Here is a 15864-nt window from a genome sequence, read left to right on the forward strand (position 1 = left end):
ACTAAAAACAAAAAGCGAGCTTATCTATAAAGCTCGCTTTTTTTGTATGATATAGTCTAGGTTGTTTCGCATTTGTCGTTTTAAGCGCAGTCAAAAAACTAAAGAAAACAAACATTTCCACTATGCCATGCGCATATTTTTAAGTATCTTCTAAATGGAATATCTCTACTGATGCATCTGTTCAACACAAATTAAAGGTAATTTATCTACGAAAAGATGCAAATTCAGTAAGAACAGTTAACTTTGAGTTAGGTTATTTATATTTGAGATTATACAGCGTAAGAGAAGCAGCATCACAATCGAAACCTTCTCTTTCGAACCTCTGGATTATGGACGATAAAACGAGAAAAAGAAGGGTATTTATAATTTTGTTGTTTCTGGCAATTATTGGTTATGTCATCAGTAGTAAAAAGAAAGCAGAAGCAGCAGAAGAAAAAGTTCCAGCAAAAACGCTTCAGGAACAACATGCATATCATCTTCAAAACAGTCCATTTTCAACATCAAAATACATGGCTCGATCCGATCGTAAAGCACAAGGAATGCCACCAAATGCCTATTACGAACAACAATGGGAATTGACGATGAATCCAGCTTTGGGACGACCAACTCCTGAAAATTTACAACGATTACAACAAGAATTATCTTCACAAAATACACAAGAACGCGCACCTGGAGACGATTTTGACAATGCTTGGATAGAAAGAGGTCCAAACAATATTGGAGGTCGTACACGTGCTATCTTATTTGATCCGAATGATATCAACAATCCAAATCCAAACGACGACTACACACGTGTTTTTGCAGGAAGTGTTTCGGGTGGTTTATGGGTAAACGACGACATCACAGATGTAAATGCATCATGGCAATTGGTCACAGGTTTGCCAGATAATATCTCAGTCACGGTTTTAGCAGCCGATCCAAACAATACCAACATTCTATATTTGGGCTCTGGAGAATCCTATACAAGCGGATTTGGTGTCGGAAGCGGAATCTATAAATCTACCGATGGCGGTACAACATGGCAGCAAGTTTTAGGTGGAAATGAAGGAACTTCTTCCGTAGACGGCGCTTCGTATTATGTAGATGGAATTTTTCATGTAAATGATATTGTTGCAAGAAACAACAATGGAACTACCGAAGTTTATGCAGCCATTGCAAGCGCTTCGTATCGTGATGCAGCAGCACCATTCAATATTTTAGGATTTGATCAACGCGGATTGTACAAATCTACAGATGAAGGCGCAAATTGGTCGCGATTTCCATTGCAATACACTAGCGGATTATATGTAAATCCGAATGATATTGAACTGGACATCAACAACAATATTTGGCTAGCAACTACCAACGATTTCTTCAACAATCCTGGCGGTTATATCTATCAATCTACAGATGGAAACACGTTTACGTTAGAATATACCATTCCAAATGGACAGCGTACAGAAATAGAACCTTCGCAAACAGATACAGGGACTTTTTGGATTTTGGCAGAAATCAATCGACAAGCAGATGTATTTATTACTACAAATAACTTTGGATCTGTAAATACACTAACAGAACCAAATGATGCTGATAGCGGAATTGCGGCAACCGATTTTACACGCGGACAAGCTTTTTACGATTTGGTCATTGAAGCCGATGTAAATAATAACTTATATGTTGGCGGAATCGATCTTTTCAAATACAATTCGGTCAATAATAATTGGGATCAAATTTCTAAATGGAAAAACGATAGTGGATTGCAAAATATAACGGCTTCTTTTGTACATGCGGATCAACATGCCATTGCATTTCGTCCCAATGACAACAATCAAGCTATTATAGGAAATGATGGCGGCGTATACTTTAGCAATGTTTTTTCCACTTCCGTGAATAATGCCACTGCGATAGAAGCGCGCGTAAAAGATTATAATGTGACGCAATTTTATTATGGCGCTCTTGCAGATTCAGACATTTTGGATGGCGATGATATTGTTGGCGGAACTCAAGACAATGGAACTTTGTCTGCAATTGATGCGACTGTGGGAATTAATAACTTTTCAATAGTTGCTGGTGGCGATGGTGCGTATACTGAAATTGACGAAGCTGATGGATATGCAATCATTTCGTTTCCGTTCTTAAATCATGCTTACGTTCCGTATCCTTCATTTGATCTTTTTTCAGGCTATTTTATTGCTTCAGAATCGAATCCGTTTAGTTTCCGTGAAGGCGAATTTATCAATGTGGCAGAATTAGACAAAACAAACAATGTATTGTATACGAATGCTTCTATTTCGAACGGAGCTTTTCAAATAGGGAAACATTCCAATGTAAATGGCGGAAATGGCAATGTAATTACGTTTGAATTCCAAGATGCTTTACTAGACAATGCGCCAACAGCATTGAAAATTTCTGCTGATGGACAAACCTTGTATGCAGGTTTAAAAAACGGAAGATTGCTCAAAATAGACAATGCACATACAGAAATACCAACGTTTACAGACATAAGTGACAGTAATTTTGCGGGAAGCATCTCGGATATTGAATTTGGCTTGAATGAAAATCAACTTCTAGTCACCTTTCATAATTATGGTGTGGATAATATTTGGTATTCACCCAATCAAGGAACTTCTTGGAGCACTAAAGAAGGAGATTTACCCGATTTGCCTGTAAAATGTATATTGATGAATCCGTTAACTTCTGGTGTAGAAGTCATCATTGGAACAGAAATGGGCGTGTGGCGAACACAAACTTTTGAGACAGCTTCTCCAACTTGGGTACAATCTAACAACGGAATGCGCGCGGTTCCTGTATTGGATTTAGATATGCGCGATTCGGATAAAATTGTCTTAGCAACAACGCACGGACGCGGATTCTTTACAGGACAATTCTTATCGGGAGTTTTAAGTACCGAAGAAATTACTAAAAAAGATACATTTACCATATATCCAACGGTTTCAAGCGGAACCATTCATATTCAAAGTAATGTGAGCGGAAAAGCAAACATTCAAGTAGTCAATCTTCAAGGAAAACAAGTTTTTACAAACAAGTTAACTTTGTCAAGCAATCAGTCGAATACAATTACTTTAAACGGATTATCTTCGGGAATGTATCTAATGAAAGTTCAGCAAGGATTACAATCTAAAGTAACTAAAATTATTATAGAATAGTATTTAGAAGCCAAACATTATTTTGATTTCTATAGCAAAAACAAGGAATTTTCGTAAGAATTTTGTCTTTTTACCACGAATTCACGAATAATTTTATGTGTTTTATTGAAATATTCAATCGTCACTTCGAGTGATTTTTCAAAGAAAAATAGTATCGAGAAGTACTTTTAAACACATAATTTTATAGTATTAAAAATACTTTTTCTAACATAAAACTTTTAATTATGGCAAAAAAGAAAACATTGGTAAATGCAGAAACGGACAAAGATGTAAATGCTTTTGTAGAAGCTGTTGAAAATGGAAAGCGAAAAGCAGATGCGAAAGTTTTGTTAGAAGTATTTAAGGAAATCACAGGGAAAGAACCGAAAATTTGGGGAACTAGTATTATTGGTTACGGGAAATATACATATCAGCGAAAAAACGGCGACGAATTTGAATGGTTTCATACAGGATTTTCGCCAGGAAAAGCACATCTATCTTTGTATATGACCTATGATGTCAATACTGAGGAAGAATTATTAAGCAAGCTCGGAAAACACAAAACAGGACGTGGTTGTTTATACGTTAAAAGTCTCGCAGATGTCGATATGAATATTTTAAAACAACTCATCACAAAAGCGATCGTTGGCAACGATAGATTCAATGTACCAATTAGTTGATTTGAAAATGCATACGTTGGCGCAAGTTTAAAACTTGTGCCAGTAAACAACTTTGTTAGATTGTTGAAAAAACAATCTAACTCAAGGACGAAGTAAAGACACTAAAAGTTCTTTGATGGCATCTTTAGAAATTCCGCATTCTTCATACAATTCTTCTACGGTTCCATGTTCAATAAACTCATCTGGAATTCCACGTACATGAATATCATTTGTATAATTAAACTTGGAAGCAAACTCAATAACAGCACTTCCAAAACCGCCATTAACAACGCCATTTTCAAGCGTTACAATCTTTTGAAAATTCGCAAACACTTCGTGGAGTAAAGTCTCATCTAAAGGTTTCACAAATTGCATATCATACATAGCAATTCGTTTAGATAAATCGAATTCCTTCACTGCTTCAATCGCAACTGATCCAATATGCCCAATGCTCAACACAGCAACATGCGTTCCTTCTTTAATACATCTTCCTTTTCCAATTTCTATTTTCTCAAAAGGCAATTTCCAATCTTGTAGCATTCCTCGACCTCTTGGATAACGAATCGCTATTGGATGTTTTAAACCAAGTTGCGCGGTATACATTATATTTCGCAAGGCAACTTCATGTAAAGGAGCAAAAATGATGAGGTTTGGAATGCAGCGCAAATATGCCAAATCAAACACTCCGTGATGTGTAGCACCATCTTGTCCGACTAAGCCAGCTCTGTCCAAACAAAAAATTACGGGTAAATTTTGCAATGCTACATCATGAATCACCTGATCATACGCACGTTGCAAAAAGGTTGAATACACATTGCAAAACGGAATCAAACCTTGTGTTGCCATTCCAGCTGCTAAAGTTACGGCGTGTTGTTCGGCAATACCTACATCAAACGCACGATCTGGGATAGCTTCCATCATAAACTTTAACGAACTTCCAGTAGGCATGGCAGGAGTAATTCCCACAATCTTTTCATTTTCCTGTGCTAGTTCTACAATCGTATGTCCAAAAACATCTTGAAACTTTGGCGGCAAATGCGCAGTATTTTTAGGCTTTAATTCGCCTGTATGTTTATCAAACTTTCCAGGCGCATGATATTTCACTTGGTCTTCCTCAGCTTTGCGCAAGCCTTTTCCTTTTGTGGTAATTACATGCAAAAACTTTGGACCTTTTACCGTTTTTAAACGTTCCAATTCAGCAACAATACCCAAAATATCATGTCCGTCAATTGGTCCAGAATAGTTAAAATTCAACGCTTCAAAAATATTATCTTGCTTCTGCGTTCCTTTCTTTACATTCGTCAAATACATTTTTAAAGCACCAACACTCGGATCAATTCCAATGGCGTTATCGTTCAGAATAATTAAAATATTCGTGTCGGTTACGCCTGCGTGATTCATGGCTTCAAACGCCATTCCGCTTGCAATAGAAGCATCACCAACAACGGCAATATGTTGTTTTGAAAAATCATGCTTCAATTTAGATGCAATCGCCATTCCCAAGGCTGCAGAAATTGCGGTAGACGAATGTCCCACACCAAATGTATCATATTCACTTTCATCGCGTTTTGGAAAACCTGAAACGCCGTTTTTTCGACGGTTTGTATGGAAAATTTCACGTCGTTCCGTTAAAATCTTATGTCCATACGCTTGATGTCCCACATCCCAAACGAGTAAATCATTTGGCGTATCAAACACATAATGCAAGGCAATTGTCAAATCTACGACACCTAAGCTTGCGCCTAAATGTCCTTCTTTTACAGACACAATATCAATAATAAATTCCCGTAATTCTTTAGCGACTTGTGGCAGTTGCTCTTTGGAAAGTTTCCGTAAATCTACAGGTGAATCAATATGTGAAAGTAATGTGTGCATTCAAAAAATTAAGAATGGTAAAATTACGATTTTTGCTATTGGTTCACTAAAAACTTCTTAGTTTTACGCCATAATCTTTTCAATATGCAACTCGAAAACATCTTTGACGACACCTACTTCATGAAAAAAGCGCTGCAAGAAGCAGAAATGGCGTTTGAAAAAGGCGAAGTTCCTGTTGGTGCTGTGATTGTGATTGACAATAGAGTAATTGCGCGCGGACATAACTTAACGGAAACACTAAATGATGTGACGGCACATGCGGAAATGCAAGCAATTACTGCGGCGGCAAATTTTTTAGGTGGAAAATACTTAAAAAGATGTACGTTGTATGTGACGCTAGAACCTTGTCAAATGTGTGCAGGCGCGTTGTATTGGAGTCAAATTTCTAACATTGTGTACGGTGCACGTGATGAAGAACGCGGTTGCATTAAACTAAATACAAAACTCCATCCAAAAACGGTGATGAAAGGCGGCGTTATGGCAGAAGAAGCTTCACAACTACTCAAACAATTCTTTATTCAAAAGCGAAATTTGAATTAACAGAAACATTCAACAAAATTCCTTCTTAAACGCAAAATCGATACATTTCTGTGCAGCATTCTTTTTATAAAATGCGGCATGCTCTTTTGTTTATGCTGTTGTTTCAAGCTTATTGCTTCCATAAAAAAATAGCCAAAAAACGATAAAATATTTCGCAACATTCTTTTTATAAAACAACGGTATGACCCTTTGTTTGGTGAGATTTCTCTAGATACTTTTAGCATGTCGACAATTAAAAATAGAATGCCTTTTTATCTCTGAAAAGTAGTTTTTGTGATCATGAAATTATATGTAATTCATCAAAAAACACAGTTGGAATACGAACGTGCATTCAACGTAAATTTTATAAACAGCAATTAAAAATTATCACGTATGAAAAATTTAAAATGGATTTATGCATGTGCAATGGTGACACTATTATTGGTTTCGTGTAGTAAAGAAAATGTGGATACTTTAGACAACGATCAGGCTACTGATTTGGAAATATTATTAAAAAAATATCCAGCAGAAATGACTATCGACAATTGGGAAGAGTTTTTGTATGCGCCAAAGGAAGTCATGGATTACTTTGAACAAAAGGAGTTGAAATTGAGAAGCACTCATGAAGAAATTGTATTGTCAGATGCGCAACAGGAACGACTTATATTTGGTAATTATTTACTTGGGGAAGTTCAAGTAATTGGAGCAGGAATTGATCCAAATACAAACTATTTAGGAGGAACAAGAATAACTTATGATGTTAATTTTGATGGACTTGATGATATCACTGATCCAAGTCCAGTAATTTCTTTTCCAAATCCTATTTTTGGAGGGCAGAATTTTTACTTCCTATTTGATACAAGTTCAGCGGGCGAGCTTTGTTTTTATCATGAAAATAATTTGACAGGAAATTATACATATTTAGAGTGGATTAATGGTGTGACTACGTTCGATTTAATAAAAATCAACAAACATTTATTAGGAATTGAAGTATTCACGGAATTATGGCAATATTTAGCAGCAGATGTAAATGGAGATGGTGCTGTAAGTACTTTAGATGCGATCATTTTAAGAAAATTAATCGCAAATACAACAACTGAATTGCCAGCGATGCAAAAAGGTGCCTACAACCAACCCGTAATTTATTTTCCACAAGATGAATATGATGCCGTCAATGCAGATTTAAGCGGAAACCTTCCTTTTATTACTGCTTATTATGGGAATTTAACCTGTCAGTCTATAAGTCCTACGAATCAAGATACAGACACTTATGCAATAAAACGAGGAGACTTGAATGGAAGTTGGAATTTCTAAAAAGTTGATTTTTTCTTTATAACCAATTCTTAAAATTGTCAGGTGATATATATTATTATCTGGCAATTTGTGATGTATAACCATAAAAAAACGCGCAATGTATATTGCGCGCATAGCTTGTAATGGTGGGTTGAAACAATTTATTCAATAATTTGTACTTGTACTGCAACCATTCCTTTTCGGCCTTCTTCTTCTTCATACGATACTCTATCGTCTGCGTTTAATACTAAGCCATTTAAATTGGAAACATGAACAAAAATGTCTTTTCCTGTGTCGTCGTTGGTAATGAATCCAAAGCCTTTGTCTTCATTGAAAAATTTAACTGTACCAGTCATTTGTGATAAAAAATAAAATTAATAGAAACCTAAGTTAACATTTTTCAAGGACAACCTTGGCAAATAAAGTGTATTTTTTACGTTATTCTTTTCGACCATAGTCGTTCATTTCCTTCAATTTCTCGTTGGAAAGTATAAAATCTTCCTTTTTTCTTCCTTTATAACGATGGTAAATAAACAGTGGCATCCAAATAAAAGAAAAGGTCAAAATACAGATACCAATGACTTTTTGATCGTAGTCTTCTTCGGCAAATTCGTAGTTGTAAGCGAAAATTCCAACGCCTACTAATACCACAATGAGTATGATGAGAATGTATTTCATAATATAGTGTCTATTCTACTTTTATTGAACTAAGTATTTTTTGGGTTTTATTAAATAATTGCATAAAATCTTTTGTTTTTTTTGAAGGATCTCTCCAATAAGCAGTGGCAGTTGTCATAATTATTTTTCCATCATGTTCAAAAGCAGTACATATAAGTTCCGTTGGAAGATGCGCCATTGTTGCAGTACAAAAATAGTATATTCCTTTTTTATCACCAGATTGGAACTCTTTTTTCAGTTTAATTTTACAATCTTTATAGGTAGTATTATTTAGCAACTCTTTTTCATATTGCTCGCAAAACACCGCTAAAGTTTGCTCATCTTTTGTAATTTGTAATCCTAAAGTTGTGATGAAGCCTTCCGATTCTTTGGCAGATTCTATGATATAAATAAGATTGCCAGGCATTTCTTTTTCTTCCCAGTTAGATGGAAATTCTATTGAAAATCCATCGCGATCAACCGTTATTAATTCTTGAGATATAACAGTGGACGAAAAAAATAGGAATGCTATCCATATACTAATAAGTCGCATGTAAAAAAGTATAAATTATCGCGTAAAAGTAATCAACTTTCGTCGATACGCTGTTAATAATTTGGATTTTGAAACGAATCCGTAATATTTTTCATCTTTCAATACAGGCAAATTCCAAGCGCTACTATCTTGAAATTTTTTCATCACAGTTTTCATATTATCTTCTTCGTAAATAATATAATCGGGCGCGTTGTGCATAATGTCATCTACGTGAAGTGAATCATACAAAGAAGTATCAAACATAAACTCGCGAATATCATCCAACAAGATAATTCCAACCAAATTGTCTTCATCATCTACAACAGGAAATAAATTACGACTCGATTTTGCCACTGCTTCATGCAGCATTTTTCCTAAAGTCATTTGTGGTTGAATGACACTGAAGTTTTTCTCGATCACACTGTCCAATGCCATGAGCGTGAGTACCGTTTCATCTTTATTGTGTGTTAGTAAATCGCCTGTAGCAGCCAATTCGCGTGTGTAAATAGTATAATTCAATAGATTTTTTGTGATGAGAAATGAAATGGCGCAGGTAAGCATTAGCGGAATAAACAAATCGTATCCGCCCGTAATTTCTGCAATCAAGAAAATAGCTGTTAATGGCGCATGCAATACACCAGCAATCAATCCTGCCATGCCCACTAAGGTAAAATTTGATTCTGAAACATTAAACCCAAACTGATTGATGATTTTTGAAACCACATTTCCCAACGCACTTCCCATCACCATTGTTGGGATAAAAATTCCACCAGAACCACCAGCGGCAAAGGTTGTTGTCATGGCAATGGCTTTAAAAATGGTAATTCCGATCAATAATAGAATGACAATCCAAATATTGTCTATATAACTGTCTAAAGGTGTCGTGCCAAGTGCTTCTATATGATTGCCATCCAACAAATTGGTAATAAACCCAAAACCTTCTCCGTACAATGGCGGAATAAAATACAGCATGGCTCCAATGGTCAGTCCGCCAAAAATAAGTTTATGTTTTTTCTGCTTAAAGCGCTCAAAAAACTTTGTAATGGCAAAATGCATTTTGGTAAAATAAATAGAAGCAAAAGCAGTTCCCACGCCAAGTGCAATATAAAAAGGAATATCGCCTAGCTTGAATTGTTCCGATAAGGTAAAATTGAATAAGTTTTCATTTCCCAAGAAAAAATACGAAGTCACGACTGCCGAAACCGACGCCAATAATAGCGGGATTAAGGAAGTCAAAGTTAAATCGAGACTAAAGACTTCTATCGAAAAAATGATGGCAGCAATGGGCGATTTGAAAATAGACGAAATTGCACCAGCGGCGGCACAACCAATCAATAACATTCGCGTTTTGCTATCAATATGAAACAGTTTGCTAATATTAGAGCTAATTGCCGAACCAGAAGCTACTGCAGGACCAAGCAATCCTACCGAACCACCAAATCCAACGGTTAGTGGCGCTGTAATTAATGGTAAATACATTTTGTAATTGGCAATGATTCCTGTGCGTTTTGACAAGGCATATAAGATAGAGGAAATGGCGTGTTCGGTTTCTTTTTTAAACACATATCGCAACAAAACATAGACTAAAAAAAGACCTATGACAGGCAAAATAAAATACAATTGATTTTTAGAAAAGATGATTCCGTTTTCCAACAAGGCTTGAATGGAGAACGTGATGTTTTTAATAGTAACCGCAACCAATCCAGAACCCAATCCGACTAAAACGCTTAAAATAAAGACGAAGTTTTTGTTGGAAATATGTTTGTATCTCCAAATCAAAAAGCGTGTAAAGCGTGATTTTTTCTGCGCAGGCATGATTGATAATTAGTTGAATTTCAACTTTTAGTATACAAAACATCTCGACTGCGCTCGATGTGACAAAACGGAGCAAAATGAATAATAGCTAAAAATATACTTTTAAAAGTACAAATCTAATGCATCGATTCCAATTTCGCTTTTAGGTTTGTATAATCTTCCAAATATAATTGTCGTAAAGTTTCTACATACGGACGCTGATTTGAGTATCCAGTGTTGAAATTAACAATGGCTTCATCAATGATTGTTAAGGCTTCTTCAAGTTTTTCTTGTTTTTCTTGCGTAAGCATTTTTGCTAAACGATTGTTGCTACGTGTTTGCTCTTCAAAATTGATTCTCAACTCTAGTGATTGGCATTCGTCAAATAAGATCAACGCTTTGTAGTATTTGGCATCTGCAAAATCGGCGTTGTATTTTAATAATGTATTGAAGTCTTGTAACGACAATTCAAATTTATGTGTTTTGATGTTACTCAGATATTTTTTATTTTTTTCTGCTTCGTAATGCGCAATTCCGCGATATAAAAACGCTTCATGTTCCACCCAATCTTCGCCAGCTTCGTCAATTTCTTTTTGAATGTGCTTGTCAAAAAAGGCAATGCTTTTTTCGTGATTTTTTAATCCTAAATAGGCAATTCCGCGCCAAAAATCGACACTATGACCTTGTGGTGCATCTATAAAATTTGGTGTCAAAGTATCCGTTGCATCAAAATCTGCAATGGCACTTTTATAATCGCGATAAAACCATAAATAATTATAACCTCTGTAGCCTTGCCACACAACAGGATCGAGTTCTACGGCTTTGTCAATATACTTTTTCCACAAATGTGGCATGCCTCTTTTTAAGAAAGGAATGGATAATTCGCGCCATGATTCTGCATGTGTTGAATCGAGTTCTACCGCTTTTGCAAATGCATTGATGCTTTCTTGAGTTCCCTGATAATGGTACATTCCATATTCAAAGCATTCCATAGAACGCTTTTTTGTGTCTATCTTTTCTTCGCAAGCAAACAACACAAGAATTATGATACTACTAAGGAAGAATTTCTGTAATGTTTCCATGTTCTATTCGGTATGAGATGTACATATAGGTATCGTGAAAAGCGCCACTAATAAAATTCGGATTCCAATCTTTTAATTCTGTAGTGAGCTTAAAAAGTTGTTCTTTCAAGTCTTTGGTAAAGGTTGTTGGTTCTAAATTCAAATCATTTTCATGAATGACATAACGGCCAGCTTCTCCATTGCAATTAATGACAAAACGAATGTTTAAATAACCAGAATCTGTATAGTTTTTGTTGGTATAGTTTGATAAAATATAATTGCGAAGTTCGTTTTTGCCTTTGCTATAACGAGCGTGTTCCGGATTGTAATATTGTAAAATATAATCTTCATTACAGACTGTAAACCCTTCACTTAATAACGCTGTTTCAGGATCAATATAATGCGCGTCTGCTGTAAAAGCATTTTCTGAGGGAATAAAAGTTTCCTCTTTTTGCTTTCCGCAAGAAGCGACACAGAGTGCTACAATGATAGCAATTGGAAATAAAGAATTGATTTTGGTTGTTAGCATAGTATAAAACTAACGAAAAAACCCTGCAATTTGCAGGGTTTCTATATATAATACGAGTGTAATCGTATGAATGTATTTCTTAGTAGTATAAACTACAAATCAAGTTTAATACTTAATTCTTTTAATTGTTCATCGTCAATTGGTGCAGGCGCATCAATCATTACATCGCGACCAGAATTGTTTTTCGGGAATGCGATAAAGTCACGAATCGTTTCTTGTCCGCCTAAAATAGCTACCAATCGATCCAATCCGAAAGCCAATCCTCCATGTGGCGGCGCTCCATATTGGAAAGCATCCATTAAGAAACCAAACTGTGCTTTTGCTTCTTCTTCGGTGAATCCTAAGTGTTTGAACATAACGGCTTGCATTTCTTTATCGTGAATACGAATAGATCCTCCACCAATTTCATTTCCGTTTAATACTAAATCGTATGCATTTGCTTTTACATCGCCAGGATTTGTACCTAACATTTCTAATTGTCCTGGTTTTGGAGACGTAAATGGATGGTGCATTGCGTGATAGTGTCCTGTTTCTTCATCCAATTCTAATAATGGGAAATCAACAACCCAAAGTGGTGCAAATTCTGCTGGATTACGTAAGTTTAAGCGTTCTGCCATTTCCATACGTAAAGCACTTAATTGCGCACGAACTTTATTGGTGTTTCCAGACAATACACAGATTAAATCGCCAGCTTTAGCTCCAGTAGCTTCCGCCCATTTTGCCAAATCTTCTTGATCGTAAAACTTATCTACAGACGATTTAAATGTTCCATCTTCATTGCATTTTACATATACCATTCCTAACGCACCAACTTGCGGGCGTTTTACCCAGTCAATGAGTTTGTCGATTTGCTTACGCGTATAACTTGCGGCTCCTGGCACAGCAATTCCAACTACCAATTCTGCAGCATTGAATACTTTAAAATCTTTGTGTTGTGCTACTTCATTTAATTCACCGAATTCCATTCCGAAACGGATATCTGGCTTGTCATTTCCATAGGTTTTCATGGCGTGATCAAACGTCATTCTTGGGAATTTTTCAACATCAATTCCTTTGATTTCTTTTAATAAGTGACGCGTTAATCCTTCAAAAATATTTAAAATATCTTCTTGCTCAACAAATGCCATTTCGCAGTCAATTTGCGTAAACTCTGGTTGTCTGTCGGCACGTAAATCTTCATCACGGAAACACTTTACAATCTGGAAATACTTATCCATTCCACCAACCATCAATAATTGTTTGAAGGTTTGTGGCGATTGTGGCAAGGCGTAAAATTGTCCTTCGTTCATACGAGATGGCACAACAAAATCACGTGCACCTTCTGGTGTAGATTTAATTAAATATGGTGTTTCAACCTCAATAAATTCTTGATCTGACAGATATTTACGAACTTCCATCGTTACTTTATGACGGAACATCAAACTGTCTTTTACAGGATTTCGACGAATATCTAAATAACGATATTTCATTCGGATATCTTCTCCACCATCGGTTTCATCTTCAATCGTAAAAGGAGGCAATAAAGAAGCATTTAAAACGGTGAGTTCTTTTACTAAAATTTCAATATCTCCTGTTGGAATTTTTGAATTTTTAGCTTCACGCTCAATCACTTCACCTTTTACTTGAATGACAAACTCTCTTCCAAGTGTTTTTGCGGTTTCAAAAACGTTGGTTGGTGTGCGTTCTTCATCAAAGATTAATTGTGTGATTCCGTAACGATCGCGAAGATCGACCCAAATCATAAATCCTTTGTCTCTAGACTTTTGTACCCAACCTGCTAAGGTAACTTCTTGTGTAACGTGTGATGCTCTTAACTCACCACAACTATGTGATCTGTACATGTATATGCGATTTTAAAAGCGCAAATTTAATGGTTTTTGGCGGATGAAGTGTGTTGGAATAGAAATATTTTGGAAATTTAAGAACTGAATTAAACCGACAGATTTGTGTATTTTATGAATAATTCTTGATCGATTTTAGATTCTTGACATTTGAAAGATACTTTTTGTAAATTAGCATTTTCTGAAACTGTGAAAAGTAGCAGAAAACTAAAAAATCCTCCACGTAAAAACATCTTTTTACATAGTCTAAATTACCTAAAATAGAAATGTTAAAATTTATTTTAATAAATTAGTAACATCTTATTACATAATTGTTTGGGAATGGATAACTCAGAAAATACTTTATGGTATTCTTTTTTGTCGGGTGATAAAAATGCGTTTTCTGTAATTTTTAAAATGAATTACAGTGAGTTATATAATTATGGTTTGAAGTTTTCCAAATGTTCTTCCTTGACAAAAGACTGTCTTCAAGATTTTTTTATTTATCTGTATACACATAGAGATTCTATTAAAGAAGTAAAATCAATTAAAGGGTATTTATTTGTGTCTTTTAGAAGATCGTTATTGAAAAAACTTAAAAATGAGCGTCGTTTTGTAGGTGTAGATATAGAAAGTGCCTATTTCTCTAATTTTGAATTTTCTCCAGAGGAAATTGCAATACGACAAGAAATATCAGCTATTAAGTCTGATACGCTAACAACTATCTTAAATAATTTATCTCCCAGAGAACGCGAAGCTATTTACTTAAAGTACTATAGCGAATTGAAGGTTTCTGAAATTTCTTCCATAATGAATATTTCTTATCAAAGTGTTTTAAATACGATTCAAAAGGCGTTTAAAAAAATAAGAAATGCTTCTGAAAATGAGATCATTTCAAATATTTTAAAAAAATATTGAAAAATATAGGGTATAAAAACAAAGCTTTTGTCTCTATACTAATAGACAGCCAAACTTTTTAGGGTACATGAATCAAAAATCTAACATACATTTAGAGGGTCTTCTAGACGATGACTCATTTAAAAATTGGGTACATGAAAGTAATCAAAATGATGTTGCTTTTTGGAAAGATTGGATTAAAAAACATCCAGAACATATCGATGTAGTGTATACGGCTAAAGCTATGATCTTAGGTATATCTTTTAAGAAGAATAGTGTAGATACCACGGAAATTAATGAGTCTCTACAAAGTGTATTGGACAGTATATCATCAAAACCGACAATAAAAAAGTCTGCTAAACTTATGGTATATACTAGGTATGCATTGTCAATTGCTGCTGTAGGGCTTATTATTTTCTTTTCGCTACTAAATTTCTTTAATGTTTCTAATGAAATAAATTATAAAACTGGATTTGGTGAGGTAGCTAATATTAAATTACAAGATGGAACATTGGTTACATTAAATGGAAATTCAGAATTAAGTTATCAAAAGGATCAACCAAGAAATGTAACGCTGAGAGGAGAAGCATATTTTAAAGTAAAATCTATACCATCTACAAAAGCCAAGTTTTGGGTGAATACTAATGATCTTACCGTTGAAGTATATGGAACCGAATTTAATGTAAATAGTAGGTTAGAAAAAACAGATGTTATTCTTGATGAAGGCTCTATAAATCTAGTCTTTAACAATGGTAAACAGAAGATTATGAAACCAGGCGAAATAGTTTCAGTGTCTTCTGAGAAAGAAACAATTTCCTATAAAAAAATAGAAAAGAATAATACTTATGCTATATGGAAACCTAAGACCTATGTTTTTAACAAAAAGACCTTAGAATCTGTGATGAAGCATATAGAAAATACCTATGGATTATCTGTTGAATTTGATAATGATAGCTTAAAATATTCTGAAATATCAGGCGGTATACCAAATGAAAATTTAGAGATATGTTTGAAAGCTATAGAGAAAATAACAGATGTTAAAATTGAGAAAAATAAAGAGAAGCTATTAATATATAAACCAATAAACTAACCAAAGTAAATGT

The 15864-nt window shown here is 34.9% G+C and carries 14 protein-coding genes; 6 read left to right on the forward strand and 8 right to left on the reverse strand.

Annotated features, from left to right (window positions below; genetic code table 11):
• Positions 1-329: 329 nt before the first annotated feature.
• The gene (locus Q0845_RS00060) at positions 330-3146 is read left to right on the forward strand and encodes a T9SS type A sorting domain-containing protein (RefSeq protein ID WP_298507307.1); all 2817 of its coding nucleotides are present in this window, start codon (positions 330-332) and stop codon (positions 3144-3146) included.
• 224 nt (positions 3147-3370) lie between these two features.
• A complete protein-coding gene (locus Q0845_RS00065) occupies positions 3371-3805 on the forward strand; it encodes a DUF1801 domain-containing protein (RefSeq protein ID WP_298507308.1) in 435 nt (144 codons plus the stop codon).
• An 81-nt stretch (positions 3806-3886) separates the two neighbouring features.
• On the opposite strand, the gene Q0845_RS00070 is transcribed toward Q0845_RS00065, so the two are convergent.
• Complete coding sequence (locus Q0845_RS00070) at positions 3887-5659, reverse strand: 1-deoxy-D-xylulose-5-phosphate synthase (protein ID WP_298507309.1); 1773 nt, start codon at positions 5657-5659, stop codon at positions 3887-3889.
• Between the two features lie 84 nt (positions 5660-5743).
• Between Q0845_RS00070 and Q0845_RS00075 the strand changes: the two genes are divergently transcribed.
• Positions 5744-6199 carry a nucleoside deaminase gene (locus Q0845_RS00075; protein ID WP_298507310.1) on the forward strand — a complete coding sequence of 152 codons (456 nt, stop codon included), beginning with the start codon at positions 5744-5746 and terminating at the stop codon, positions 6197-6199.
• A 372-nt stretch (positions 6200-6571) separates the two neighbouring features.
• A complete protein-coding gene (locus tag Q0845_RS00080; RefSeq protein WP_298507312.1) occupies positions 6572-7492 on the forward strand; it encodes a dockerin type I domain-containing protein in 921 nt (306 codons plus the stop codon).
• Between the two features lie 140 nt (positions 7493-7632).
• Here the strand turns inward: Q0845_RS00080 and Q0845_RS00085 are convergent, their stop codons facing one another.
• The 7 genes from Q0845_RS00085 to aspS all read right to left on the reverse strand — a co-directional run bounded on the left by Q0845_RS00085 (position 7633) and on the right by aspS (position 13885).
• Positions 7633-7827 carry a cold-shock protein gene (locus Q0845_RS00085; RefSeq protein WP_298507314.1) on the reverse strand — a complete coding sequence of 65 codons (195 nt, stop codon included), beginning with the start codon at positions 7825-7827 and terminating at the stop codon, positions 7633-7635.
• Between the two features lie 82 nt (positions 7828-7909).
• Positions 7910-8149, reverse strand: a complete 240-nt coding sequence (locus Q0845_RS00090) for a hypothetical protein (protein WP_298507315.1) — start codon at positions 8147-8149, stop codon at positions 7910-7912.
• Between the two features lie 10 nt (positions 8150-8159).
• Positions 8160-8681 (reverse strand): hypothetical protein, encoded by a 522-nt coding sequence (locus Q0845_RS00095; protein ID WP_298507316.1) that lies wholly within the window; start codon positions 8679-8681, stop codon positions 8160-8162.
• A 15-nt stretch (positions 8682-8696) separates the two neighbouring features.
• The gene (locus tag Q0845_RS00100; RefSeq protein ID WP_298507318.1) at positions 8697-10475 is read right to left on the reverse strand and encodes a chloride channel protein; all 1779 of its coding nucleotides are present in this window, start codon (positions 10473-10475) and stop codon (positions 8697-8699) included.
• Positions 10476-10591: 116 nt separating this feature from the next.
• Positions 10592-11536: a hypothetical protein gene (locus Q0845_RS00105; RefSeq protein WP_298507320.1), complete on the reverse strand. Its 945-nt coding sequence runs from the start codon at positions 11534-11536 to the stop codon at positions 10592-10594.
• Positions 11508-12044 (reverse strand): hypothetical protein, encoded by a 537-nt coding sequence (locus Q0845_RS00110; RefSeq protein WP_298507321.1) that lies wholly within the window; start codon positions 12042-12044, stop codon positions 11508-11510. The genes Q0845_RS00105 and Q0845_RS00110 overlap by 29 nt, the downstream gene beginning before the upstream one ends.
• Before the next feature lie 92 nt (positions 12045-12136).
• Positions 12137-13885, reverse strand: a complete 1749-nt coding sequence (gene aspS / locus Q0845_RS00115) for an aspartate--tRNA ligase (protein WP_298507323.1) — start codon at positions 13883-13885, stop codon at positions 12137-12139.
• Positions 13886-14206: 321 nt separating this feature from the next.
• Here aspS and Q0845_RS00120 point away from each other — a divergent pair, with 321 nt between their 5' ends.
• Positions 14207-14782 carry a sigma-70 family RNA polymerase sigma factor gene (locus Q0845_RS00120; RefSeq protein WP_298507325.1) on the forward strand — a complete coding sequence of 192 codons (576 nt, stop codon included), beginning with the start codon at positions 14207-14209 and terminating at the stop codon, positions 14780-14782.
• Between the two features lie 67 nt (positions 14783-14849).
• Positions 14850-15851, forward strand: coding sequence for a FecR family protein (locus Q0845_RS00125; RefSeq protein WP_298507327.1), 1002 nt, complete (start codon positions 14850-14852; stop codon positions 15849-15851).
• Positions 15852-15864 lie beyond the last annotated feature (13 nt).

This window comes from uncultured Kordia sp. (genome assembly GCF_947489565.1).
Lineage (GTDB): Bacteria > Bacteroidota > Bacteroidia > Flavobacteriales > Flavobacteriaceae > Kordia.